Below are 244 nucleotides of genomic sequence, written 5' to 3' on the forward strand. Positions count from 1 at the left end.
TTTATATTATCGCGGGATGGAGCAGTCTGGTAGCTCGTCGGGCTCATAACCCGAAGGTCGTAGGTTCAAACCCTACTCCCGCAATTTGGTCGCATGGTCTAGCTGGTTAGGACGCCTGCCTGTCACGCAGGAGATCACGGGTTCGAGTCCCGTTGTGACCGTTTCAAAATGGCTCAGTAGCTCAGTTGGTAGAGCAATGGATTGAAGCTCCATGTGTCGGCAGTTCGATTCTGTCCTGCGCCAT

At 53.3% G+C, this 244-nt stretch carries 3 tRNA genes; all 3 read left to right on the forward strand.

The features are described 5' to 3' along the window. Positions 1–10 precede the first annotated feature (10 nt). The 3 genes from FC90_RS07025 (at position 11) to FC90_RS07035 (ending at position 243) form a co-directional block, all read left to right on the forward strand. Positions 11–84, forward strand: a tRNA-Met gene (locus FC90_RS07025). 3 nt (positions 85–87) lie between these two features. Then, a tRNA-Asp gene (locus FC90_RS07030) sits at positions 88–161 on the forward strand. Between the two features lie 9 nt (positions 162–170). Continuing rightward, a tRNA-Phe gene (locus FC90_RS07035) sits at positions 171–243 on the forward strand. Position 244 lies beyond the last annotated feature (1 nt).

Source organism: Latilactobacillus graminis DSM 20719, from assembly GCF_001436415.1.
Lineage (GTDB): Bacteria > Bacillota > Bacilli > Lactobacillales > Lactobacillaceae > Latilactobacillus > Latilactobacillus graminis.